17 protein-coding genes are annotated in these 21249 nt (G+C 75.0%); 9 read left to right on the forward strand and 8 right to left on the reverse strand.

Annotated elements, in window-relative coordinates; translation table 11 throughout:
• Window positions 1-7: 7 nt before the first annotated feature.
• Window positions 8-1522 (forward strand): glycerol kinase GlpK, encoded by a 1515-nt coding sequence (glpK, locus tag ACI8AD_RS21360; protein WP_456872543.1) that lies wholly within the window; start codon window positions 8-10, stop codon window positions 1520-1522.
• 137 nt (window positions 1523-1659) lie between these two features.
• Entirely contained in the window at window positions 1660-1890 is a 231-nt protein-coding gene (locus ACI8AD_RS21365) for a hypothetical protein (protein ID WP_456872544.1), read from the forward strand.
• A 99-nt stretch (window positions 1891-1989) separates the two neighbouring features.
• Here ACI8AD_RS21365 and ACI8AD_RS21370 read toward each other — a convergent pair whose 3' ends face one another.
• On the reverse strand, window positions 1990-2604 hold the full coding sequence (locus tag ACI8AD_RS21370) for a hypothetical protein (protein ID WP_456872545.1): 615 nt from the start codon (window positions 2602-2604) through the stop codon (window positions 1990-1992).
• 80 nt (window positions 2605-2684) lie between these two features.
• Here ACI8AD_RS21370 and ACI8AD_RS21375 point away from each other — a divergent pair, with 80 nt between their 5' ends.
• Entirely contained in the window at window positions 2685-3302 is a 618-nt protein-coding gene (locus tag ACI8AD_RS21375; RefSeq protein ID WP_456872546.1) for a TetR/AcrR family transcriptional regulator, read from the forward strand.
• 57 nt (window positions 3303-3359) lie between these two features.
• On the opposite strand, the gene ACI8AD_RS21380 is transcribed toward ACI8AD_RS21375, so the two are convergent.
• The gene (locus tag ACI8AD_RS21380) at window positions 3360-3785 is read right to left on the reverse strand and encodes an Ltp family lipoprotein (protein ID WP_456872547.1); all 426 of its coding nucleotides are present in this window, start codon (window positions 3783-3785) and stop codon (window positions 3360-3362) included.
• An 856-nt stretch (window positions 3786-4641) separates the two neighbouring features.
• On the opposite strand from ACI8AD_RS21380, the gene mshC reads away from it, so the two are divergent.
• Both mshC and ACI8AD_RS21390 read left to right on the forward strand, forming a co-directional pair.
• Complete coding sequence (gene mshC, locus ACI8AD_RS21385) at window positions 4642-5919, forward strand: cysteine--1-D-myo-inosityl 2-amino-2-deoxy-alpha-D-glucopyranoside ligase (protein WP_456872548.1); 1278 nt, start codon at window positions 4642-4644, stop codon at window positions 5917-5919.
• Window positions 5920-6948, forward strand: a complete 1029-nt coding sequence (locus tag ACI8AD_RS21390; protein WP_456872549.1) for an HD domain-containing protein — start codon at window positions 5920-5922, stop codon at window positions 6946-6948.
• 7 nt (window positions 6949-6955) lie between these two features.
• Here ACI8AD_RS21390 and ACI8AD_RS21395 read toward each other — a convergent pair whose 3' ends face one another.
• Window positions 6956-7723 (reverse strand): potassium channel family protein, encoded by a 768-nt coding sequence (locus tag ACI8AD_RS21395; RefSeq protein WP_456872550.1) that lies wholly within the window; start codon window positions 7721-7723, stop codon window positions 6956-6958.
• Between the two features lie 317 nt (window positions 7724-8040).
• Window positions 8041-8904 carry a PAC2 family protein gene (locus tag ACI8AD_RS21400; protein ID WP_456872551.1) on the reverse strand — a complete coding sequence of 288 codons (864 nt, stop codon included), beginning with the start codon at window positions 8902-8904 and terminating at the stop codon, window positions 8041-8043.
• Between the two features lie 163 nt (window positions 8905-9067).
• On the opposite strand from ACI8AD_RS21400, the gene metH reads away from it, so the two are divergent.
• On the forward strand, window positions 9068-12820 hold the full coding sequence (gene metH / locus ACI8AD_RS21405) for a methionine synthase (protein WP_456872552.1): 3753 nt from the start codon (window positions 9068-9070) through the stop codon (window positions 12818-12820).
• Window positions 12821-12842: 22 nt separating this feature from the next.
• On the opposite strand, the gene ACI8AD_RS21410 is transcribed toward metH, so the two are convergent.
• From ACI8AD_RS21410 to ACI8AD_RS21420, 3 genes are all read right to left on the reverse strand, one after another.
• Entirely contained in the window at window positions 12843-14039 is a 1197-nt protein-coding gene (locus ACI8AD_RS21410) for an acetate/propionate family kinase (protein WP_456872553.1), read from the reverse strand.
• The gene (pta, locus tag ACI8AD_RS21415) at window positions 14036-16093 is read right to left on the reverse strand and encodes a phosphate acetyltransferase (protein WP_456872554.1); all 2058 of its coding nucleotides are present in this window, start codon (window positions 16091-16093) and stop codon (window positions 14036-14038) included. Before pta ends, ACI8AD_RS21410 begins: the two co-directional genes overlap by 4 nt.
• A gap of 147 nt (window positions 16094-16240) precedes the next feature.
• Complete coding sequence (locus tag ACI8AD_RS21420) at window positions 16241-17722, reverse strand: helix-turn-helix domain-containing protein (RefSeq protein WP_456872555.1); 1482 nt, start codon at window positions 17720-17722, stop codon at window positions 16241-16243.
• Between the two features lie 189 nt (window positions 17723-17911).
• On the opposite strand from ACI8AD_RS21420, the gene ACI8AD_RS21425 reads away from it, so the two are divergent.
• The 3 genes from ACI8AD_RS21425 to ACI8AD_RS21435 are packed head-to-tail and all read left to right on the forward strand — an operon-like array spanning window position 17912 to window position 20741.
• Window positions 17912-18955 carry an amidohydrolase family protein gene (locus ACI8AD_RS21425; protein ID WP_456872556.1) on the forward strand — a complete coding sequence of 348 codons (1044 nt, stop codon included), beginning with the start codon at window positions 17912-17914 and terminating at the stop codon, window positions 18953-18955.
• A complete protein-coding gene (locus ACI8AD_RS21430) occupies window positions 18955-19719 on the forward strand; it encodes an iron-sulfur cluster assembly protein (protein ID WP_456872557.1) in 765 nt (254 codons plus the stop codon). The genes ACI8AD_RS21425 and ACI8AD_RS21430 overlap by 1 nt, the downstream gene beginning before the upstream one ends.
• Window positions 19716-20741, forward strand: a complete 1026-nt coding sequence (locus tag ACI8AD_RS21435) for an NAD(P)-dependent alcohol dehydrogenase (RefSeq protein WP_456872558.1) — start codon at window positions 19716-19718, stop codon at window positions 20739-20741. Before ACI8AD_RS21430 ends, ACI8AD_RS21435 begins: the two co-directional genes overlap by 4 nt.
• A 122-nt stretch (window positions 20742-20863) precedes the next feature.
• Here the strand turns inward: ACI8AD_RS21435 and ACI8AD_RS21440 are convergent, their stop codons facing one another.
• A complete protein-coding gene (locus ACI8AD_RS21440) occupies window positions 20864-21226 on the reverse strand; it encodes a nuclear transport factor 2 family protein (RefSeq protein WP_456872559.1) in 363 nt (120 codons plus the stop codon).
• Window positions 21227-21249: the final 23 nt, after the last annotated feature.

Consider the following 21249-nt stretch of genomic DNA (forward strand, 5'->3'; position numbering starts at 1 on the left):
GTCAGCGTTGACCCGGTACGTCGCCGCCATCGACCAGGGGACGACGAGCACCCGCTGCATCGTCTTCGACCACGCGGGGTTGGTCGTCGCCTCGGCGCAGGAGGAGCACCGGCAGGTGTTCCCGCGTGCCGGGTGGGTGGAGCACGACCCGGTGGAGATCTGGGGCAACACCCGCGACGTCGTCGGGCTGGCGCTGGCCCGCGCCGACGCCGTCGCCGGTGACCTGGCCGCCGTCGGGCTGACCAACCAGCGCGAGACCGCCGTCGTCTGGGACCGCACCACCGGCGAGCCGGTGTACAACGCGATCGTCTGGCAGGACACCCGCACCGACGCGATCTGCCGGCAGCTCGGTGAGCTCGGCGGCGGCGCGGAGCGGTACCGGGAGCGCACCGGCCTGCCGCTGGCCACCTACTTCGCCGGGCCGAAGGTGACCTGGATCCTCGACAACGTCGAGGGCGCCCGGGAGCGCGCCGAGGCCGGCGAGCTGCTGATGGGCACGATCGACAGCTGGCTGCTGTGGAACGCCACCGGCGGGCCCGACGGCGGCCTGCACCTCACCGACGTCACCAACGCCTCGCGCACGCTGCTCATGGACCTGGCCACGCTGCAGTGGGACGAGTCGATCGCCGCGGAGCTGCGGATCCCGCTGTCGATGCTGCCCGAGATCCGCTCCAACTCCGAGGTCTACGGGGAGGGGCGCAAGGGCGGCGCGCTGGCCGGGGTCCCGATCGCCGGGTCTCTCGGTGACCAGCAGGCGGCCACCTTCGGGCAGGTCTGCTTCACGCCCGGGATGGCGAAGAACACCTACGGCACCGGCAACTTCCTGCTGCTGAACACCGGGGAGACGGCGGTCCGCTCCGACAACGGCCTGCTCACCACGGTGTGCTACCGGCTGGGGGAGGAGAAGCCGGTGTACGCCCTCGAGGGCTCGATCGCGGTCACCGGCTCGCTGGTGCAGTGGCTGCGCGACAACCTGCGGCTCATCGGCGGCGCCGGTGAGATCGAGGCGGTCGCCCGCTCGGTGGAGGACAACGGCGGCGCCTACTTCGTGCCCGCCTTCTCCGGGCTGTTCGCCCCGCACTGGCGCTCCGACGCCCGGGGTGCGCTGGTCGGGCTGACCCGCTACGTCGACCGCGGGCACGTCGCGCGGGCGGTGCTGGAGTCCACCGCCTACCAGACCCGCGAGGTGGTCGAGGCGATGGACGCCGACAGCGGGGTGGCGCTGCGCGAGCTGCGGGTCGACGGCGGGATGGTGGTCAACGAGCTGCTCATGCAGTTCCAGGCCGACGTCCTCGGTGTCGACGTCGTCCGGCCCCGGATCGCCGAGACCACCGCGCTGGGCGCCGCCTACGCCGCGGGGCTGGCGGTCGGGTTCTGGGCCGACCGCGACGAGCTGGCCGCGCAGTGGGCCGAGGACCGCCGCTGGACCCCGCAGATGCCCGTCGAGCAGCGCGAGCGCTACTACCGCAAGTGGCAGAAGGCGGTCTCCCGCACGCTCGACTGGGTCGACGAGGACGACTGACGTCGCCTGCGATCCGTCCTCTGTCGTTCCGTTACGGACCGCCATGGCGCGCCGGGGGAGGGTTGCACCCGGGCACCCGGCCCCGTTGTCTGCTCGCACCGGGCGCCGGGGGCGGTGCCGCGAGGGGGGAGAACGGGATGCCGATCTGGACGGTGCAGACCGCCGAGGGCGAGGACGAGCGGATCGAGGCCGGGCTGCTGGCGACCGAGGGTGGCGCCCTCGTCGCGCTGTCGGAGGACGGGCTGCTGACCCGCGCCTGGGCACCCGGTCAGTGGCGGGCGGCGCGGCAGGTCGGTGACGGCGATCCCCACCCGGCGGGCCCGCCGTTCGAGCAGGACGAGGTGCTGATCGGGCTGCCCCGCCGCTGACGACCGGCGCCGCGCGGCCGCGATCCGTGCGCGTGGCGTCGTCGCGGCGCCGCCCGGCCCGCGCCGTGCGCACACAGCGCAGGCCGGCACGACGGGTGCTCAGCCGCCGGGCGGCCGGTAGGGCTCCTCGCGGACGGCGTGCGCGGCCACGAGCTTCAGGGCCAGGACCGGGCCGAACCAGGCCAGCCCGGCGGGCGCCGTGACCAGCGGCGCCGCGACGACCGCGACCGTTCCGACCGCCGCGGCCAGGGGCCGCCGCAGGTACAGGGGCACGCCGACGACCGCGGCGGTGCCGGCGAGGCAGAGCACGTACCAGGCGGCCGCCCAGACCGCGGTGGCGTCGGGGAGGAGCGCGGCCAGGACGAACGGGTGCACGTGCACCGCCGCGAACCCGACGGGGCTGCGGAGGACGCGCTGCGGCAGGGGCAGCCCCGGCGGGACCGGGGAGTGGTAGAGGCGCTTGGCCGACCCGAGGGCGTTGGCCACGACACCCCCGGCGACGTCCACGGTGAGCACGACGACGAGCGCCCACTGCCACCACGACCAGGGGACGTCCTGGACGGCGGCCACGGCGAGCACCGCCCCGGTGGCCACGACACCCGCCGCTGCGACCAGCCGGCGCTCGGCGGGCACCGCGCCGCTGCCCAGCAGCCAGTCCGGGGGCCCGTCCGGTAGCGACCAGTCGATGCCCGCGCCGTGAGAGCTCTTGGTCATGCGGCCAACTTGGTCGTGTGACCAAGTCGCTGTCAAGGTGGAGGCGGAGGACGGCGCTGCCGCGGCCCTACGGTGGGCGGGTGCCGGACGAGATCGAGCGCGGGACCGGGCCGGCCGGGCCGGGGCGCGGCGCGCGGCGACGGGACCAGCTCGTCGCTGCCGGACTGGAGCTGCTCGCCGAACGGGGGTGGTCGGGGCTGACCGCGCGGGCCGTCGCCGAGCGCGCCGGCACGCACCAGGGGCTCGTCCACTACCACTTCGGCGGGCTCCCCGCGCTGAAGCGCGCGGTCGCCGAGACTGCCGTGCGCGAGGCCTTCGAGCCCGCCGTGGCCGTCCTCACGGCCGAGAGCTCGTGGCCGGCGGGGGTGGCGGCGGTCCTGCGCGCCACCGCCCGGCTGGAGGAGCCGCGGACGGCGCGGATCACCGCCGAGCTCGTCGTCGCCTCCCTGCAGGACCCCGACGTCGGGGAGCTCGTGCGCGCCGCGCTCGCCGACGCCCGCGCCCGGCTCGTGCCCTGGCTGGCGGCGACGGGCGAGGCCGAGCCGCAGGGGCTGGCGACCCTGCTCCTGGCGGCCCTCGACGGGCTGGTGCTCCACCGGCTCCTCGATCCGGCGCTCGCCCTCGACGCGGTCGCCGGGGCCGCGGAGGCCCTGGCCGCAGCGGCCTCCCCGTCGCCCGGTCCCGGGACCCGGCCCTGACCTGGCGTGGAGCCAGGACCCGGACCGATCGGGCAGGGGTTCCGTGCCGGCCTCAGATCAGAGGCCGACCGCAGATGCCCCGTACTCGGCCTGCTCCGGCGTGAACCCCTCGAACACGAGCTGGTCGACGAGACCCGAGCGCGAGAAACTCTGGAACTCGAGGTAGCTCTCGGCCTTCTTGGCTGCCTGTTCGTTCCAGTCGACCGGCGTGTTGTCGACGCCCGAGGTGGCCTCGGCGGTCGAGAAGCCCTCGAACTCCAACTGCTCGATGAGGCCCGAGCGCGAGAAGGCCTGGAACTCGAGGTAGCTGTCGGCCTTCTCGGCCGCCTGCTCGTTCCAGTCGACGGACACCTGGTCGACGGCCCAGGAGGCGTCGGCCGTCGGGAAGCCCTCGAACTCGAGCTGCTCGATGAGGCCCGAACGTGAGAAGGCCTGGTAGTCCAGGTAGCTCTCGGCCTTCCTCAGGGCGTTCTGCTGGCTCACCGTTCCATCCGGCACGGGCTCCGGCTCGGGGACTGGCGCGGGTGCAGGGGTGGGAGGAGGTGTCGGTGTGGTGCTGGGAGTGGGACGGGGACCGGGAGTCGAGGGCGCTGCCGGCGCGGGAGCCGGAGTGGAGGAGGCCGCCGACCCTCCGCTGTCGGCGGACTGCGCGGCGGGAGACGTGGAGCGCTCCGAGGCCGTGGTCGCACTGCCCCCGGCGCCGCCGGCTGCCGCTGCGATGACCACGGCCAAGCCGATCAGCAGCCAGAACCAGGCCCGTCTGTAGACCGGCTTCGGGATCCGCTGCGTCGACAGTCGCGCTGCCGCCCCCGGGGGCGGTCCGTAGCCCGGGGGCGGTCCGTAGCCCGGGGGCGGTCCGTAGCCCTGCGGGGGCCCGTAGCCCTGCGGGGGCCGGTAGCCCTGCGGGGGCCGGTAGCCCTGCGGGGGCGCGAAGTGCTGCGGGGGTCCGTAATCCTGCGGGGACTCGCCGCGGTGCTCAGGGTCGTGGTGCCCGGGATCGCTCATCGTGGTGCTCCGCTCCGTGGTCTGCCAGGAGCGAGGACGACGTCGATCCCGCTCCCCGTCATCCGCCGCCCATCGCGGCGATAACGGCCGTTCCTGTATCGGCAGTGTGTGCGGTCCCCGGCTCCGGTGGTAGGGGGATCCGTCCTCAGCGGGGCTCGTCACCCCCGTCAGGGCGACGACCCTGCCTCCGCATGGCTGCGCAGACCCCCACCGTCCGCGTCCTCATCACGCGGTCGGTCTCCGCCCGGCGTGCGGCTGTGCCGGAGGCGGTCGTGGTCCCCAGGTCGGGGCGCTCCGGCGGGGTGGGGCCGGACACGCAACTAGGCTCGGCGTCGTGCTCGCCTGGCCCGCCCCGCTGCTCCCCACCCTCCCGGGCCACGGCCCGGTGCTGCGCCTGTACGACACCGCGCGCGGTGAGGTGGTGCCCACCGAGCCCGGCTCGGTGGCGCGGATGTACGTCTGCGGCATCACCCCCTACGACGCCACCCACCTCGGGCACGCGGCCACCTACCTGACCTTCGACCTGGTCAACCGGGTGTGGCGCGACGGCGGGCACGCCGTGCACTACGTGCAGAACGTCACCGACATCGACGACCCCCTCCTCGAGCGCGCCGAGCGCGACGGCGAGGACTGGGTCGTCCTGGGCATGCGCGAGACGGCGCTGTTCCGCGAGGACATGACAGCGCTGCGGGTGCTGCCGCCCGAGGACTACGTCGGCGCGGTGGCCGCCATCCCGCGGATCGTCGCGCACGTGGAGACCCTGCTCGACGAGGGCCTGGCCTACGTGCTCGACGACGGCACCGGCGACGTCTACCACGACGTCTCCCAGGCGCCCGACTTCGGCGCAGAGTCCGGCTACGACGAGGCCACCATGCTGGCGCTGTCGGCCGAGCGAGGCGGCGACCCCGACCGGCCCGGCAAGCGCAACCGGCTCGACCCGCTGCTGTGGCGCGGCCGCCGCGAGGGCGAGCCCTCCTGGCCCGGCCCGCGCGGCATCGCCGGCCGGCCCGGCTGGCACATCGAGTGCGCCACGATCGCGCTGGACACCATCGGCACGGGCTTCGACGTGCAGGGCGGCGGCAGCGACCTGGTCTTCCCGCACCACGAGTACTCCGCCGTCCACGCCGAGGCGCTCACCGCCGCCGAGACGGGGGAGAAGCAGCCCTTCGCCCGCGCCTACGTGCACGCGGCGATGATCGGCCTCGACGGCGAGAAGATGAGCAAGAGCCGCGGCAACCTCGTCTTCGTCTCCAAGCTGCGCGGCGAGGGCGTCGACCCGATGGCGATCCGGCTGGCGCTGCTGTCGGGCCACTACCGCACCGACCGCGCCTGGACGCCGGACCTGCTGTCGGCCGCACAGGAGCGGCTGGCCACCTGGCGCCGCGCGGCGGCGCTGCCCGCCGGCGCCCCGGCCGCGCCGGTCCTCGCCGGGCTGCGCGAGCGACTCGCCGACGACCTCGACAGCCCCGGCGCGATCGCCGTCGTCGACGCGTGGGCGGCGGCCACCCTGGCCGGCGACGGCGAGACCGAGGAGGGCGCGCCGGCGATGGTCGCCGACGCCGTCGACGCGCTGCTCGGCGTCGGACTCGACCCGGCGCTGCAGGAGGGCTGAGTGGGCGGCGGGTTCCGGCGCACCGACCGCGCGGCCCGCGAGGCGGCGGAGTCCGCGCTGGCCCCGGCCGCGGCCCGCTCGGCGGCCACCCGCGGCCGCGCCGTCGACGAGCCCGAGGACCCGCTGCGCACCGCCTTCGAGCGCGACCGCGACCGGATCCTGCACGCCAAGGCCTTCCGCCGGCTCAAGCACAAGACGCAGGTCTTCCTCAACCCCGACGGCGACCACTTCGTCACCCGGCTCACCCACACCCTGCAGGTCACCCAGGTGGCCCGCGCCATCGCCCGCGCGCTGGGCCTCAACGAGACCCTCGCCGAGGCGATCGCGCTCGCCCACGACGTCGGCCACTCGCCCTTCGGGCACATCGGCGAGGACGCCTTCGACCCCTACGTGCCCGGCGGCTGGCACCACGCCGCGCAGGGCGTGCGGATCGTGGAGGTGCTCGAGCACCTCAACCTCACGGAGGAGGTGCGCGACGGCATCCGCGCGCACAGCTGGAAGATCAGCCCCCCGCCGGCCACCCGCGAGGGCGAGTGCGTCCGCTACGCCGACCGGATCGCCTACCTGTCCCACGACGCGCTCGACGCCGTCCGCGCCGGCGTGCTGCAGCCCGGCGACCTCCCGGCCGTGGCCCGGGCGGCCTTCGGCGAGCCCGGCAGCGCGATGGTCGGGACGATGGTCGACGCGGTCGTCGAGGGGTCCCTGGCCGACGGCGGCCGCGTGGTCATGGCGCCCGGGCCGCTGGCGGCCATGCACGAGCTGCGGGCGTTCATGTTCGAGCACGTCTACGTCTCCGAGACCGCCGCGGGGCAGAAGCAGCTGGCCATCGACGTCATCCGCCGGCTGGTCGACCACCACCTGGCCCACCCCGAGCTGATCCCGCCCACCTACCGCGACACCGCGGCCGATCTCGTCACCCAGGTGGTCGACCACGTGTCCGGGATGACCGACCGCTTCGCCCTGGCCACCCACGACCGGCTCTTCGGCGACGACGCCGCCGCCCGGATGACCCCGCTGCTGCGCCGCTGAGCGCCGCTCAGACGACCGGGCCGTCCTCGTCGGCCCGGGTCTCGGGCTGCCGGCCGCGCCACCGCTCGCCGAGCAGGCCGACGAGCAGGGCCACGAAGGTCACCAGGAAGACCTGGCCGACGAGCGCCTCGGTGACGGCCAGCAACCGGCCCGGAGGCGTGACCGCGGCGAGGTCGCCGTAGCCCACGGTGGTGAGCGTCGACAGGCTGAAGTACATGAACGTCGTCGTCGGCTCGGGGCGGCCGAAGAAGTCGTCGCTCCCGTCCTGGACGCCGAGGAAGGCGAAGAAGAACGCCAGCGCGAGGAGCAGGTAGGCCGCGACGGCGCCCTGCACGGTCTGCAGCGTCACCTCGTCGTGCTGCAGCAGGCGGCGGATCACCACGACGGGGGCCAGCGCCGACAGCACGATCCACAGCAGCGGCGCGGTCCCGGAGCCGGCCACCGCCGCCTCGTCGGTGGCCCCGGGCAGCCGGGCGACGATCCCGACGACGGTGACCAGCACGCTCAGCCCGACCAGCACGGTGACCACCCGCAGCCAGTGTCGGGCCACGCCCGACGTCCGCAGGGCCAGCAGCAGCGTCGCGCCGACGAACACCGTGACCACGACCTGCGCCGCCGACTCCGCCGGCCCCGAGCGCCCGGGGGTGACCCCGGCCAGCGACAGGGTGACCAGCGCGACGACGGTGAGGGCGAGCAGGGCGCCGAAGCGGTCCAGCGACGGGGACAGGTCGTCGAAGGGCCGCAGCCGGTGCCGCAGCCGGTGCCGGATCGACACGCCACCTCCACGCGGGGCCGGGACCGCCGCCGGGACGCGGCGCCGGCGACACGGTAGTGCCGGCCTGGATCGCCGGCGTTCCCCGCGCCGTGCGGGTGCTGCAGCACCGGCACGGCACGAGGAACGCCCGCACTCCCGCCGTCTCGACCGTTATCCCCAACTGATCCGGCGACCGAGGAGCCGGACGCGCGGGGGAGGGTGGCGCCGGGGAAGACGGCACCGAGGGGACCGCTCTACGCCGAGATCCCGTGATCTCGGCCGCCGGGACGGGCCGGGCGGGTCGAGATCACGGGATCTCGCGGGGCGAGGAGCGGGGATCAGCCCGGCGAGGAGCCCCGCCGGCGCAGGTAGCGCTCGAACTCGCGGGCGATCTGGTCGCCGTCGGCCTGGGACAGGTCGGTCTCGGTGGCGCGCTCCTCCAGCGAGCGCACGTACTCGACGACCTCGGCGTCCTCCTGGGCCATCTCGTCGACGGTCTTGACCCAGTCGTCGGCCTGCGCAGGCAGCCCGCCGAGCGGCACCGGCAGCTCGAGCACCTCCTCGACCCGCTGCAGCAGCGCGACGGTGGCCCGCGGCGAGGGCGGCTGGGAGACGTAGTGCGGAACGGCGGCCCAGAAGCTCACCGCCGGCAGCCCGGCCTGCACGCAGGCGTCCTGGAACACGCCGAGGATGCCGGTGGGGCCCTCGTAGCGGGAGGTCTCCAGCCCGTAGGCGCGGGCGGACTCCTGGTCGTAGGCGGAGCCGCTGACCGGGGTGGGGCGGGTGTGCGGGGTGTCGGCGAGCAGCGCACCGAGGGCGACGACGGTCTGCACGTCGAGCTCCTGGCACAGCTCGATCAGCTCGGCGCAGAAGCCGCGCCAGCGCATGTTGGGCTCGATGCCCCGGATGAGGACGACGTCGCGGTCGCTGCCGGGCGGGCGGGCGACCGAGACCCGCGTCGTCGGCCACTCGATGCGCCGGCTGACGCCCTCGACGAGCGACACGGTGGGGCGGTTGACCTGGAAGTCGTAGTAGTCCTCGGGGTCGAGCGCCGCGAGGGGAGTGGCGTCCCAGATGAGCTCGAGGTGCTCGAGCGCCCCGGTGGCGGCGTCCCCGGCGTCGTTCCAGCCCTCGAAGGCGACCACCGCCACCGGCTGGTTCAGCTGGGGCAGGTCCTCGGGAGCGGACTTCGGGTCGGTCACCCCTGCGAGCCTACGTCGGTCGCGCCGCCCCGCCCGCGTGGCGCGGGTGGGAGGATGACACGGGCCCGCCGGACCGCCTCCGACGGCGCAGGGGAACACGCGCGGGCCAGCGGCTGCTGCCCCGTGCAGCAGGACGTGCCGCCGACCGACCCCGAGGACGCCCGTGACCGACGCCCCGCAGCTCCGCCCCGACGCCACCGCGGAGCTCACCGCCCTGCTCGAGCAGCGCATCCTGGTGCTCGACGGCGCGATGGGGACGGCGATCCAGCGCGAGCGGCCCAGCGAGGCCCGCTACCGCGGCGAGCGGTTCGCCGACTGGCCGACCGACCTGCAGGGCAACAACGACCTGCTGGTGCTCACCCAGCCGGAGTTCGTCGCGGGCATCCACCGCGAGTACCTCGAGGCCGGCGCCGACGTCGTCGAGACCAACACCTTCAACGCCACCGCCATCTCGCTGGCCGACTACGGCATGGGCTCCCTCGCCCGGGAGATCAACGAGGCCGCCGCCCGGCTGGCCCGCCGCGAGGCCGACGCCATGACCGCCCGCACGCCGGGGCGGCCGCGCTACGTCGCCGGCGCCATGGGGCCGACGTCGAAGACGGCGTCCATCTCGCCCGACGTCAACGACCCCGGCGCCCGCAACGTCACCTTCGACGAGCTGGTCGCCGCCTACCGGGAGCAGGCCGACGGCCTGGTCGACGGCGGCGCCGACCTGCTGCTGGTCGAGACGGTCTTCGACACGCTCAACGCCAAGGCGGCGATCATCGCCCTGGAGACGCTGTTCGACGAGCGCGGCCGCCGCTGGCCGGTGATCGTCTCCGGCACGATCACCGACGCGTCGGGCCGCACCCTGTCGGGGCAGACCACCGAGGCGTTCTGGCACTCCGTACGGCACGTGCGGCCGCTGGCCGTCGGGCTCAACTGCGCGCTGGGCGCGGAGGAGCTGCGGCCCTACGTCGCCGAGCTGTCGCGGGTCGCCGACACCTTCGTCTCCTGCTATCCCAACGCCGGCCTGCCCAACGCCTTCGGCGAGTACGACGAGGCGCCGGAGGAGACCGCCGGCGTGCTGGGGGGCTTCGCCGAGGAGGGGTTCGTCAACGTCGTCGGCGGCTGCTGCGGCACCACGCCGGCGCACGTGGCCGCCATCGCCGCGGCCGTCGACGGGCTCCCGCCGCGCCGGCCGCCGTCGGTCCGCCCGGCGCTGCGGCTCTCGGGACTGGAGCCGCTGACCGTCGACGAGGACTCGCTGTTCGTCAACGTCGGCGAGCGCACCAACATCACCGGCTCGGCGCGCTTCCGCCGCCTGATCCGCGACGGCGACTACCCGACCGCGCTGGCCGTGGCCCGCCAGCAGGTCGAGGCCGGCGCGCAGGTCATCGACGTCAACATGGACGAGGGGATGATCGACGGCGTCGAGGCGATGACCCGCTTCACCCGCCTCGTCGCCGCCGAGCCCGACATCTGCCGCGTGCCGGTGATGGTCGACTCCTCCAAGTGGGAGGTCATCGAGGCGGGCCTCAAGCAGCTGCAGGGCAAGTCGATCGTCAACTCGATCTCGCTGAAGAACGGCGAGGAGGAGTTCGTCCGGCAGGCCGAGCTGTGCCGCCGGTACGGCGCCGCCGTCGTCGTCATGGCCTTCGACGAGGACGGGCAGGCCGACACCCTCGAGCGCCGGCAGGCCATCTGCCGGCGCGCCTACGACGTGCTGGTGCACCGGGTGGGCCTGCCGCCGGAGGACGTGGTCTTCGACCCCAACGTCTTCGCCGTCGCCACCGGCATCGAGGAGCACGCCCGCTACGGCCTGGACTTCATCGAGGCCACCCGCTGGATCAAGGAGAACCTGCCGCACGCGCTGGTCTCCGGCGGCGTGTCGAACGTGTCGTTCTCCTTCCGCGGCAACAACCGCGTCCGCGAGGCCATCCACGCGGTCTTCCTCTTCCACGCGATCGCCGCCGGCATGGACATGGGCATCGTCAACGCCGGCGCGCTGGAGGTGTACGAGGAGGTCCCCGCGCCGCTGCGGGAGCGCATCGAGGACGTCGTCCTCGCCCGCCGGCCCGACGCCACCGAGCGGCTGCTGGAGATCGCCGGCGAGTACGCCGCCACCGGGGCCGCGGAGGAGGCGGCCACCGAGGAGTGGCGGTCGCTGCCGGTGGCCGAGCGGATCACCCACGCGCTGGTCAAGGGCGTCGACGAGTTCGTCGAGGCCGACACCGAGGAGCTGCGCGCCGAGATCGCCGCGCGCGGCGGCCGGCCGATCGAGGTCATCGAGGGCCCGCTGATGAGCGGGATGAACGTCGTCGGCGACCTGTTCGGCGCCGGCAAGATGTTCCTGCCGCAGGTGGTCAAGTCCGCGCGGGTGATGAAGAAGGCCGTCGCCTACCTCGTGCCCTTCATCGAGGCGGAGAAGCAGCCCGGCGACGTCGAGCGCACCAACGGCCGCGTGGTCATGGCCACCGTGAAGGGCGACGTCCACGACATCGGCAAGAACATCGTCGGCGTCGTCCTGCAGTGCAACAACTACGACGTCGTCGACCTCGGCGTCATGGTGCCGGCGCAGAAGGTCCTCGACACCGCCAAGGAGGTCGGCGCCGACGTCATCGGGCTGTCCGGGCTGATCACCCCGTCGCTGGACGAGATGGTCGGCCTGGCCGCCGAGATGGAGCGGCAGGGCTTCGAGGTGCCGCTGCTCATCGGCGGGGCGACGACGTCGCGCGCGCACACCGCGGTCAAGGTGGCGCCGCGCTACCACGGCCCCGTGATCTGGGTGAAGGACGCCTCGCGGTCGGTGCCCGTCGTCGCGGCGCTGCTGTCCGACGAGCAGCGACCGGGGCTGCTGGCCGCCACCGACACCGAGTACGCGGCGCTGCGCGAGCGGCACGCCGCCCGCACCGACACCCGCACGCTGCTGTCCCTCGACGCCGCCCGCGCCGCCGCGCCGGCCATCGACTGGTCGTCGTACGAGCCGCCGCGACCCCGCGCCGGGACCGGCGTGCAGGTGCTGCGCGAGTACCCGCTGGAGGAGCTGCGCGGGTACATCGACTGGCAGCCGTTCTTCACCGCCTGGGAGATGCGCGGCCGCTTCCCGGACCTGCTGCACAACCCGGCCACCGGCGAGGCGGCGCGGCGGCTGTTCGACGACGCGCAGGCGATGCTCGACCGGATCGTCGCCGAGCGCTGGCTGACCGCCTCCGGCGTGTTCGGGCTGTTCCCGGCGGCGCGGGTCGACGGCGAGGGCGGGCCCGGTGAGGACATCGAGGTCTACACCGACGGGTCGCGCACGCAGGTGCGGGCCGTGCTGCACCAGCTGCGGCAGCAGACCGAGGGCCGCGACGGCGCCCCCCGCAAGTCACTCGCCGACTTCGTCGCGCCGCGGGGGACCGGCCTGGCCGACCACGTCGGCGCCTTCGCCGTCACCGCGGGGATCGGCTCGGCCGAGCGGGTGGCCGCGTTCAAGGCCGCCCACGACGACTACTCGGCGATCCTGCTCGAGGCGCTGGCCGACCGGCTGGCCGAGGCCTTCGCCGAGCGGCTGCACGAGCGGGTGCGCCGGGAGTTCTGGGGCTACGCGGCCGACGAGCGGCTGGACAACGACGCGCTGATCGCCGAGCGCTACCGCGGCATCCGCCCGGCGCCGGGCTACCCGGCCTGCCCCGAGCACACCGAGAAGCAGACGATCTGGGAGCTGCTCGACGTCGAGGCCGCGATCGGCGTGACGCTGACCGAGTCGATGGCGATGTGGCCGGGCGCGGCGGTCAGCGGGCTGTACCTCGCCCACCCGCAGGCGCGCTACTTCAACCTCGGCCGGCTCGGCCGCGACCAGGTGGAGGACTACGCCCGCCGCAAGGGCTGGACCCTCGCCGAGGCCGAGCGCTGGCTGGCACCGAACCTGGGCTACCGCACCGACGAGGACTGAGGAAGGCCCACGCTGCGGCAGGTCACCCGGCCAACAGGTCGACGGCCTGGCGGGCCATCTCGAGCTCCTCGTCGGTGGGCACCACCAGGACGGCGACCGGGCTGTCCTCGGCCGACACCCGCCGGGCACCCGGCTCGCGCGCGCCGTTGCGCTCCTCGTCGAGGCGGATGCCCAGCTGCTCCAGTCCGGCCAGCGACCGCGCCCGCACGACCGGGTCGTTCTCCCCGATGCCGCCGGTGAAGACGATCGCGTCGGTGCGGCCGAGCACGGCCAGGTAGGCGCCCACGTACTTGCGCAGCCGGTGGCAGAACACCTCGAGGGCCAGCGCGGCGTCGTCGTCGCCGTCGGCGATCCGCCGGTGCACCTCGCGCAGGTCGTTGGAGCCGGCCAGCGCGAGCATGCCGCTGGAGGAGTTCAGCGCCCGGTCGACCTCCTCCGGCCCGAGCCCCGCGACCCGGTGCAGGTGCGCGACCACGGCGGGGTCGACGTCGCCCGAGCGCGTGCCCATGACCAGCCCCTCCAGCGGGGTCATGCCCATCGAGGTGTCCACGCTGCGGCCCCCGGCGACGGCGGTCGCGCTCGCGCCGTTGCCCAGGTGCAGCACCACGCTGTTCACCTCCGCCACCGGCCGCCCGAGGAACGCGGCGGCGGCGCGGGAGACGAAGGCGTGCGACGTGCCGTGGAAGCCGTAGCGGCGCACGCCGTGGTCGCGCGCCCACTGCGGGGGCACCGCGTAGGTGTAGGCCGACGGCGGGAGGGTGGCGTGGAAGGCGGTGTCGAACACCGCCACGTGCGGCAGGCCCGGGAAGGTCCGCCGGGCCACCTCGATGCCCACGGCGTTGACCGGGTTGTGCAGCGGGGCCAGCGTGGCCAGCTCCCGGATCGCGCGCAGCACGGCGTCGTCGACGAGCACCGGCGCGGAGAACCGGTCGCCGCCGTGCACCACCCGGTGGGCGACGGCGACCAGCCCGGCGTCGGCCAGCGCCGGGCCGCGGCGCTCGAAGGCGGCCAGCGCGGCCGCCAGCGCCTCCGCGTGGTCGGGCAGCGGCTGCTCGACCACGTCGGGGGGCCGCCCGGCCCGGGTGTGGGTGAGCCGGCCGGAGGGCTGCCCCACCCGCTCGGCCAGCCCCCAGGCCAGCGCCTCGCCGGCGGCGACGTCGACCAGCCGGTACTTCAGCGACGACGACCCGCAGTTGACGACGAGCACCCGCCCGGTCACGACTGCGCCTGGACGGCGGTGATCGCCACGGTGTTGACGATGTCCTGCACGGTCGCGCCGCGGGAGAGGTCGTTGACCGGCGCGCGCAGGCCCTGCAGCACCGGGCCGACCGCCACCGCGCCGGCGCTGCGCTGCACCGCCTTGTAGGTGTTGTTGCCGGTGTTGAGGTCGGGGAAGACGAACACCGTGGCCCGCCCGGCCACCTCGCTGCCGGGCAGCTTGGTGCGCGCCACGCCGGCGTCGACGGCGGCGTCGTACTGGATCGGCCCCTCCACCGACAGCCCGGGCGCCCGCTCGCGCACCAGCTCGGTCGCCGTGCGCACCCGGTCGACGTCCTCCCCGCTGCCCGACCGGCCGGTGGAGTAGGACAGCATCGCCACCCGCGGCTCGACGCCGAAGCGGGCCGCGGTCTGCGCGGAGGTGACCGCGATCTCGGCCAGCTGCTCGGCGGTGGGGTGCACGTTGACCGCGCAGTCGCCGTAGACGAGCACTCGGTCGGCCAGGCACATGAAGAACACGCTGGAGACGATCGAGACGCCGTCGACGGTCTTGATCAGCTCCAGCGCCGGGCGGATGGTCTGCGCGGTGGTGTGGGTGGCGCCGGACACCATCCCGTCGGCCCGGCCGAGGGCCACCATCAGCGTGCCGGCGTAGGAGACGTCGACGACGAGGTCGCGGGCGGCGTCCATGGTCACGCCGCGGTGCGCGCGCCGCCGCGCGTACTCCACCGCCAGCTCCTCGCGCAGGCCCGGCTCGCAGGGGTCGAGCAGCCGCGCGCCGTCGACGTCGGCCCCGGCGCGGGCGGCCGCGGCGCGCACCTCGGCGGGGTCGCCGAGGAGGGTGAGGTCGACGACGCCGCGGCGCAGCAGCCGCTCGGCGGCCCGCAGCACCCGCTCGTCGGTGCCCTCGGGCAGCACGACGTGCCGGCGGTCGGCGCGCGCCCGGTCGAGCAGCTCGTGCTCGAACATCAGCGGCGTGGTCACCCGCGGCCGGGCCACCGCGGTGCGGTCGAGCAGCTCCTCGGCGTCGAGGTGCTCCTCGACGAGCGCGACCGCCACGTCGATCTTGCGCTGCGCGCCGGGGTGGATCCGGCCGGGCGCGGACCCGGCGAGGGTGGCGGTGACGTAGGTGTCCTCGTCGGTGAGCACGACCGGCACGGCCGCCGGGAGGTGCCCGAGCAGCCGCAGCAGCGGGGCGGCCGGCTCGATGCCGCCGGTGAGCACCAGGCCGGCCGGGGCGGGCAACCCGCCGGAGAGGTGGGCGGCGACCACGCCGAGGACGACGTCGGCGCGGTCGCCGGGGGTGATGACCACGACGTCGTCGACCAGCCGCTCGAGCAGGTTGGGGATGGTCATGGCCGCCACCAGGACGCCGGAGGTCTCCCGGCCGAGCGTGGCGTCGTCGCCGGCCAGCGGCCGGGCGCGGCAGGCGCGGGCCACCTCGGCCATCGTCGGCGCGGTGAGCACCGGGACCTCCGGCAGCACGTACACCGGCACCTCGAGGCCGGCGACCCGCTCCCGCACCGCGGGCAGCTGCCGCGGCGGCACCCGGTTGGCGACGACGGCGACCACCTCGGTGCCGGCGTCGGCCATCGCGTCGACGCCCACCCCGACGGCGACGGCGACGTCGTCGGGCGCGCGGTCGCGGCCGGAGACGACGCACAGCACCGGCAGCCCGAGGTTGGCCGCGATGCGGGCGTTGAGCGCGAGCTCCCGGGCGGCGCCGGCCTCGCTGAAGTCCGAGCCGACGACGAGCACCCGGTCGCAGCGCGCGGCCAGCGCCCGGTAGCGGGCGACGATCTCCGACAGGGCGCGGTCCTCGTCGGCGAGCACGTCGGCGTAGGTGACCCCGGTGCAGGCGTCGGCGGGCAGGTCGGTGGAGGTGCGGGGGAGGAGCAGGTCGACGACCCCGTCGGTGCCCTCCCGCGCGGACACCACCGGCCGGAACACCCCGAGCCGGCCGACCCGCCGGGCCAGCAGCTCGAAGACCCCCAGCGCCACCGCGGACTTGCCGGTGGCCGGCTCGCAGCCGGTGACGTAGAGCCCGTCCGACACCGCCCCACCTCCTGCCCGCGACCCTAGGGCGGTCCGGCGGCCCGGGCAGGGCGGCGGCCCGGGCGTGGCCCCTGGATGCCGAGATCACGGGATCTCGGCGGAGCGGGGGCGGGGACCAGCCCGGCGAGGAGCCCCGCCTGCGCAGGCTCAGCCCGAGCGGGGCGGAACGGCGATCTTGTACTGGGCGATCTTGCGGTAGAGGGTGGCCCGGCCGATGCCGAGCTCCTCGGCGACGCGGGTCATCGTGGTTCCGGGCTCGGTCAGGCACCGCACGATCTCGTCGCGCTCGAGCCGCTCCAGCCGCGACAGCGGGCGGCCGCCGCCGTCGAGCACCTCCGGCGCCAGGTGGTGCACGTCGACGACGTCGGCGCGGCTGACCGCCTCGCGCACCACCCGCCGCAGCTGCGCGACGTTGCCCGGCCAGCCGTAGCCGGCCAGCGCGCGGGCGGCGCGCGAGGTGAAGGACACGCTGCGGTGGCGCTCGTGGCGCGCCGTCCAGCCGGCCAGCGGCAGCACGTCGTCGGGCCGGGCGCGCAGCGGCGGGACCTCCACGACGGCGTCGGCGAGGCGGGCCAGCGGGTCGGGCAGCGCGGCGTAGTCCGGGGCGGTGAGCACGAACGGCTGCGGCCGGCCGGGACGGCGCACCGCCGCGAGCACCTGGGCGAGCTCCCCGGCCGCCCACGCCGGGAGGGTGTGCAGCCCGGAGACGATCACGCAGGTGTCGGCGTCGCGCAGTTCGGGGGTCCACAGGTCCAGCCACGGCGCGACGTCCCCGGCCTCCGGGGCGCGGGCGTGCAGCAGCCGCTGCCGGCCGGGCAGCCGCCGCCGGGCGAGGACGGCCAGCGTCGCCTTGCCCGCACCCGGCTCGCCGACGACGACGGCCGCCCGCCCCGCGGCGACGGCGGCGCCCGCGGCGTCGACCGCCGACCGCCACGCCGCCGATCCGCAGGGGTCGCCGTCGTCGGGCGCCAGTGACCCGCCCACCACCCGGTACACCTCCCCGCGCGGCGCCGGCCGCAGCACGGGCCGCCCGCCGGTGCGCACCGCCATCAGGGCACTGGTCGCGCTGGCCGCCGTCTGGGCCAGGCCCAGCAGCAGCTCGGAGGAGGAGTCCGACCAGGTGGTGAGGTTGATGCTCCCGGCCAGCTCGCCGGTGGCGGGCTCGAGCACGGGGGCCGCGGCGCAGGTGTAGCCGCGCAGCTCGGCACACCAGTGGTCACCGGCGCGCACCAGCGTCGGCGTCCGGTCGGCCAGTGACAGCCCGAGGCCGTTGGTGCCGGCGTGCCGCTCGCTGTAGGAGAACCCCGGCGCCAGGTGCACCCGGTCCAGCGCGCGGTGGATCGAGGCGTCGTCGCCGAGCCGGGCCAGCACGAACCCGGCGGGGTCGGCCACCATCAGGCTCACCGGCTCGTTGGCGATCGTGGCCTGCAGGTCGGAGAGCACCCGGTGCGCGCACTCGTAGAGCAGCGAGCCGGTGTCCGGCGACCCGGTGAACACCGGCACGACCTCGTCGAGCGGGACGCCGTAGCCCTGGCTGCGCCGCCAGGACGCGCGCACCCGCGGCGCGGCGCCCCGGGCGGCCAGCGCGGGGTCGGGGAGCGGTCCCGGCGCGGGCACCGGCTCGTCCACGGGGCCTCCTGGCCGGCTGTCGGGGACTGCGACGTGTGGCCTGTGTCACGGCAATGTACGCGGCGGGCAGCGGCGGCGGGGTGTCTCAGAGTGAGACGACCGGGCCGTGGGCAACCGGTCCCGGCCCACCTAGCGTCGGCGCTGCGGAGGTGACCCGCCTCACAGACCGGAGCCGACGGAGGCCGACGGATGTACACCAAGGACGGCGAGCAGTACTACGTGGTGGACTCCCACATCGCGCTGTGGGACGCGCGCCCGGAGAACCAGCGCAACATCCACGGCAAGCAGTTCATCGACTGCTTCTACGACTACCACCGCAACCTGTCCCCGGAGTCCGAGGTCTGGGACTACGAGGAGTACCTCTACCAGGGCGGCGAGCGGCTCGTGCGCGACGTCTTCGTCGACGGCATCGTCGACCACGCGGTCTTCCAGCCGGCCCGGCTCGCCGAGTTCTACCACCGCGGTTTCGGCCAGACGGAGGAGGCGTTCGCCCTCGCCCAGGCCCACCCGGACAAGCTGACCTACAACCACTACTGGGACCCGCGCGACGGCGAGAACGGGCTGGACGCGCTGCGCGCCGACGCCGAGCGGATGCACCTGCAGGGCGTGAAGCTCTACACCGCCGACTGGCACGGGGAGTCCCGCGGCTGGAAGCTCACCGACCCCATGGCCTACCGCTACCTGGAGGCCTGCCGGGAGCTCGGCATCAGGAACATCCACATCCACAAGGGCCCGACCATCCGCCCGCTGGACCGCGACGCCTTCGACGTCGCCGACGTCGACCACGCCGCCACGGACTTCACCGACCTGAACTTCGTCGTCGAGCACTGCGGCCTGCCGCGGCTGGAGGACTTCTGCTGGATCGCCACCCAGGAGCCCAACGTGTACGCGGGCCTGGCCGTGGCGATCCCGTTCATCCACACCCGGCCGCGGTACTTCGCGCAGATCATGGGCGAGCTCGTCTACTGGCTCGGCGAGGACCGCATCCTCTTCGCCAGCGACTACGCGCTGTGGACGCCGAAGTGGCTGGTCGAGCGGTTCGTCGACTTCCAGATCCCCGAGGACATGACCGAGTACGCCCCGCTGAGCACCGAGGTGAAGAAGAAGGTCCTCGGCCTCAACGCCGCCAAGCTGTACGACCTGCCGGTGCCCGAGCACCTGCGGCTGCCCGACGCCGACGAGACGCAGACCGGCCCCCGGGAGCCGGCCGCCGCCGACCTGGCGACGGTGTGATGACCGCCGTCCTGACCGCGCCGGTGTCGGAGGCCGACGTCCGGGCGGCGCTGGGCACCGTCGTCGACCCCGAGCTCGACGAGCCGATCACCGACGTCGGCTTCGTCCGCTCGGTCGCCGTGACCGGGGGGCCGGCGGGCGCGGCCGTCGAGGTGCACCTGCGGCTGCCCACCTCGTTCTGCGCGCCCAACTTCGCCTGGCTGATGGCCTCCGACGCCCACGACGCGGTGTCCGCGGTGCCGGGGGTGGGCTCGGTGGTGGTCGAGCTCGACGACCACTCCGACTCCGACCTGATCAACCGCGGGCTGGCCGCGGGGCTGGGCTACCGGGGCACCTTCGGGCACGAGGCGGAGGACTCCCTCGACGAGCTGCGGGCCACCTTCCGGCGCAAGGCGCACACCGCGGCGATGGAGCGGGCGCTCACCGCGCTGCTGCGCCGCGACCCCGCCCTCGACGTCGCCGCGCTCACCCTCGGCGACCTGCCGGCGGGGGAGTCCACCACCGAGGCGCTGCTGCGCCGCCGGGAGGCCCTCGGCCTGCCGACCGACCCCGCCGTCCCGGTGCTCGTGCACGACGACGGCAGCCGCCCCGACCCCGCGCAGGCCGAGGCGGTGCTGCGCCGGGCCCGGTCGGTGCGCATCTCCGTCGACGGCAACGCGCACTTCTGCCGGGGCCTGCTCACCACCCGCTACCCGGGGTCGGAGGCCGACCAGACGCCCCGTCCCGACGACCGACCGCTGATCCCCCTGGAGGTGCGCTCATGAAGGCCGTCCGCGTGCACGAGTACCACGTCGACCCCTCGATCGACGAGATCCCCGAGCCGCAGCTGCAGGGTCCCCTCGACGTCATCGTCAGGATCGGCGGTGCCGGGGTCTGCCGCACCGACCTGCACATCCTCGAGGGCCAGTGGGCCGACCTGCAGAACCCCGACCTCCCGTACGTGATCGGGCACGAGAACGCCGGGTGGGTGCACGCCGTCGGCGAGGGGGTCACCAACGTCGCCGTCGGCGACACGGTGATCCTGCACCCGCAGCCCAGCTGCGGCCTGTGCCTGGCCTGCCGCGCCGGCCGCGACATGCAGTGCGAGAACGCCTTCTTCCCGGGGCTGTCGAACGACGACGGCGGCATGGCCGAGTACCTGCGCACCACCGCCCGCGCCTGCGTCAAGCTCGACCCGTCGACCAACCCGGCCGACGTCGCCGCGCTCGCCGACGCCGGCATCACCGCGTACCACGCGGTGCGCAAGGCGCTGCCGCTGCTGCACCCGGGGACGACGGCGGTCGTGCAGGGCGCCGGCGGGCTCGGGCACATCGGCGTCCAGTGCCTGGCGGCGCTCTCGGGCACCCGCGTGGTCGTCGTCGACCGCAACCCCGACGCCCTCGAGCTCGCGCGCCAGATCGGCGCGGACGCGACCGTGGTGGCCGACGGCGACCAGGTGCCGGCCGTGCAGGAGCTGACCGGCGGGGGCGCCGACGTCGTCTTCGACTTCGTCGCCGAGCAGGGCGCGGAGATGGACGCCTGGCGGATGACCGCCCCCGCCGGCTCGCTCTACGTCATCGGCTACGGCGGCGAGCTGCGCATCCCGACGCTGGAGTTCGTCGCCGGGGAGAAGAACGTCGTCGGCAACATCGTCGGCACCTACACCGACCTGGCCGAGCTGATGGTCCTCGCGCAGGCCGGGAAGGTCACGCTGCACACCCAGCAGTACCCGCTCGACCGGGCCGTGGACGCCATCCGCGACCTCGACGCCGGGAAGGTCCGCGGGCGCGCGATCCTCGTCCCTTGAAGGACCCCCCTTCCCCCCACGCCTGGCAGGCTCGGCGCGGGGCCCTGAAGGGCGGCCGTTCCAGCACCTCACCACGCGGAGGGGCCCCGGCCGGCGACCCCGCCGGCCGGGGCCGCTGCCGGCTACCGCTCGTAGCGCACGTCCATCCGCCGCACCCGCCCGTCGGCGGCGAACTGGTAGACGTGGCGGACGGTGGTCCGCGACAGCAGGGTGCCGGCCGGGTCGCGGACGACCAGCGCGACGGTCACCTCCACCGACCCGTCGGGGCGGTCCCGGATCGTGGTCGGCCGGGCCGAGGGGCGGATGTGCGCCCACTGCCGCTCCCAGTAGGCGCGCACCGCGTCGCGCCCGTGCACCCGGCCGCCCTCCCACGCGTTGGGCCAGTCGACGTCGGGGCTCAGCACGTCGATCACGGCGTCCAGGTCGTGCGCGCTGTAGGCGCGGTACAGCGACCGGATGACCTCGTCGCGGTCGGGTTCGGTCATGGGCGGCCTCCCGGGGCGGCGGT

The organism is Geodermatophilus sp. SYSU D00766 (genome assembly GCF_054049915.1).

Coding starts and splice junctions, on each gene's coding strand:
- ACI8AD_RS21430 (WP_456872557.1), top strand. CDS start 18,955: ATGACCGCCGTCCTGACCGCGCCGGTGTCGGAGGCCGACGTCCGGGCG.
- ACI8AD_RS21370 (WP_456872545.1), bottom strand. CDS start 2,604: ATGACCAAGAGCTCTCACGGCGCGGGCATCGACTGGTCGCTACCGGAC.
- ACI8AD_RS21435 (WP_456872558.1), top strand. CDS start 19,716: ATGAAGGCCGTCCGCGTGCACGAGTACCACGTCGACCCCTCGATCGAC.
- ACI8AD_RS21440 (WP_456872559.1), bottom strand. CDS start 21,226: ATGACCGAACCCGACCGCGACGAGGTCATCCGGTCGCTGTACCGCGCC.
- ACI8AD_RS21365 (WP_456872544.1), top strand. CDS start 1,660: ATGCCGATCTGGACGGTGCAGACCGCCGAGGGCGAGGACGAGCGGATC.
- ACI8AD_RS21425 (WP_456872556.1), top strand. CDS start 17,912: ATGTACACCAAGGACGGCGAGCAGTACTACGTGGTGGACTCCCACATC.